Annotated in this window: 3 protein-coding genes, 1 rRNA gene and 1 pseudogene; 3 read left to right on the top strand and 2 right to left on the bottom strand. The window is 38.2% G+C overall.

All coding sequences use genetic code 11. The features are described from left to right. Window positions 1-124 (bottom strand): annotated as a pseudogene (locus MF4642_RS16805) (IS3 family transposase); the annotation flags it as partial. A gap of 391 nt (window positions 125-515) precedes the next feature. Between MF4642_RS16805 and MF4642_RS17235 the strand changes: the two are divergent. From MF4642_RS17235 to MF4642_RS16350, 3 genes are read left to right on the top strand one after another with little or no spacing between them, the layout of a single operon-like run. Further along, complete coding sequence (locus MF4642_RS17235) at window positions 516-1073, top strand: hypothetical protein (RefSeq protein ID WP_227509230.1); 558 nt, start codon at window positions 516-518, stop codon at window positions 1071-1073. 9 nt (window positions 1074-1082) lie between these two features. Continuing rightward, window positions 1083-1631, top strand: a complete 549-nt coding sequence (locus MF4642_RS16355) for a GTP-binding protein (RefSeq protein ID WP_058870242.1) — start codon at window positions 1083-1085, stop codon at window positions 1629-1631. A gap of 18 nt (window positions 1632-1649) precedes the next feature. Beyond that, window positions 1650-2057: a roadblock/LC7 domain-containing protein gene (locus MF4642_RS16350; protein ID WP_058870243.1), complete on the top strand. Its 408-nt coding sequence runs from the start codon at window positions 1650-1652 to the stop codon at window positions 2055-2057. Between the two features lie 154 nt (window positions 2058-2211). Here the strand turns inward: MF4642_RS16350 and rrf are convergent. Next, window positions 2212-2326: ribosomal RNA gene (gene rrf / locus MF4642_RS16345) — 5S ribosomal RNA — on the bottom strand. Window positions 2327-2329: the final 3 nt, after the last annotated feature.

Below are 2329 nucleotides of genomic sequence, written 5' to 3'. Positions count from 1 at the left end.
TACAACCGATTTTAGGAGCAATAGCTGTGATTGCTGCCCAAGTAGAAGGATAATCTTTTTCAGATTCAATTAGTAATTGAACCGCTCTTTCTCTGATTTCAGGGGTATATTTTAATTTTGTCATCGGCATAGTCTCTCAGAATATTGACTCTCCGACAAACCTGGTACGGTTCACACAGCTACGTAATCTCATTCCTTAAGAGTATCAAATTAACTGGAGCTCCGCTGCTGACCCAACTATTGATTGTTTATTTATCCATGAAAGTTTTTATGAAACCGAAGGGATCCAAAAGATCATTCGAAGTCGTCAGTTCCCATGGCTAAAAATTTCTAAGCAAAACTATAACGAAAACCGACTCCACGAAAACATACTTTCTTTACCAATTACACATCTTGAAAGCTTCTCGAATTGGATTATTCAACATCTACTACATCCCTCTTTTAACAATCAACAAATCCTTCCTATCGAAACTCAGAATAAAAAAACACCCTATAAATTAGAATATTTCAGCAAAATGCTGGATACCGAACGCAACTCAAAGCTACATCTTTTTGATACTTTGGGCACCATTGCCATTATTGATATTCAGAAAAATATCGCTTGGCTCAATATAGAACGAGAACAAACCTTTACAGATTCTGGTTTTGATTATGACATTGCCAGCACCAGTAACTTCATGAAAGTCTCACGTAAGCAACCCCATATACTTAGCGACTGGTTATGGCAGTTTTTTTGGGACTCACCCATATTTTTGAAAGAAATTGCACCTGAAGATGGGCACTTTAAGATCCATATGTGGCCTAAGCCAGCAAGCAATGTGGACAGGAAAACCATTTTTCAACTTTCCAGCTGCTTTATTCAAGGTGGTAAAGTCTCAAAAATTGCGACGCAATTGAACCTCCCCATTGAAACTGTGCAGCGCTTTATTGCAGCCAATATCGCGACCCATAATCTCTCAAAAATCAATATTTGGGATAAACACTTTAACCCACCAGAAATGCCTCAAGTTACAGAAGAAGCTGGATTAATTAAAAGCTTTTTTGGAAAACTAAGAAAAAAACTAGGCATATAGGATAATAATATGATTTTACAACGCTTTAAAATTGTTTTTGCTGGTGGTATGGGCGCGGGTAAAACGGAGGCGATTCGATCACTCTCAGAAATTCCCGTACTGCAAACGGAGGCTTTCAATACAGATGCACAGCGCCATACTAAATTAGAAACCACCGTTGGTATTGATTATGGTGAAATCACGCTTGATGAAAACCTGACCATTGGGCTATATGGTACACCTGGGCAAAGCCGCTTCGACTTTATTTGGTCTGCCATTACTAAAGGTGCTATTGGTGCTGTGATTTTGATTGACCATCATTCAGATAACCCTATTCAAGAATTAGAAAGCTATCTGGAAACCTTTCAAAATTTTACCGATAATATTGCAATCGGCATTACACATACCGATCTTCTTTCTGAATCAACTAAATCAACCACTATCTATAAAGACTGGTTACTCCAAAATGATCTCTTTTCTCCACTCTTCTTTATCGATGCAAGGAAGAAAGATGACGTTTTGTTATTATTAGTAGCGCTCATTACCTCCATTGAGATCAACTCAAATATTGCCAATTAACCCTTAACGAGGTTCTATATGTTTACTTTAGCGCAAAGCCGCACCGCACCAAAAGAGTTAATTGATTTTGCAAAGAATGAGATTCAAGATGTTCTTATGAATGTCCGCAGTGTCAATTATGTCATGCTGTGTAGCACAGATGGCTTCGAGTTAACCCATGTCTATAAGAGAGATGGTTATAACAGCACTAAACTCGCAGCAGTTAGTAGCTCGATTTTAGCTATGGTTGCAGCCTTTATGAATGAAATTCATCTCGAAGGTTGTCAATCAATTACTTTGGATGCAGACAATGGTAAAGCCATTTTAACCTCGATCCCTTCTTCAAATCACCCAATGATTATCGTGACCTTAACTGAAAAAGATGTACTATTAGGGCAGCTACTCTACACGCTAAAAAATGCCAGCAACCGTGTTATGCAATATTGATATCTCTGATAAAATATAAAAAAATTTAATTTTTATTAAGGACGAAACCTATTAAATTTTAAAGGCTATGTTTTAGCCGCTTCTTCTTATTCTAATCTTCCTTGCATAAAAAAATCCCCCTCAGCGATTAGCGGAGGGGGATTTAGAATTAATGAGCTGGCGATGACTTACTCTCACATGGATAACTCCACACTACCATCAGCGCTAAGAGGTTTCACTTCTGAGTTCGGGAAGGGATCAGGTGGTTCACTCTTGCTATTGTCGCCAGCACA

The sequence above is a fragment of the Acinetobacter sp. MF4642 genome (genome assembly GCF_002018925.1).
Taxonomy (GTDB): Bacteria; Pseudomonadota; Gammaproteobacteria; order Pseudomonadales; family Moraxellaceae; genus Acinetobacter; species Acinetobacter johnsonii.
This window is presented reverse-complemented; position numbering and strand designations above follow the sequence as displayed.

Bases quoted from the DNA above. Each gene is read 5' to 3' on its own strand.
- MF4642_RS16355 (WP_058870242.1), top strand. From the start codon at position 1,083: ATGATTTTACAACGCTTTAAAATTGTTTTTGCTGGTGGTATGGGCGCG.
- MF4642_RS17235 (WP_227509230.1), top strand. From the start codon at position 516: ATGCTGGATACCGAACGCAACTCAAAGCTACATCTTTTTGATACTTTG.
- MF4642_RS16350 (WP_058870243.1), top strand. From the start codon at position 1,650: ATGTTTACTTTAGCGCAAAGCCGCACCGCACCAAAAGAGTTAATTGAT.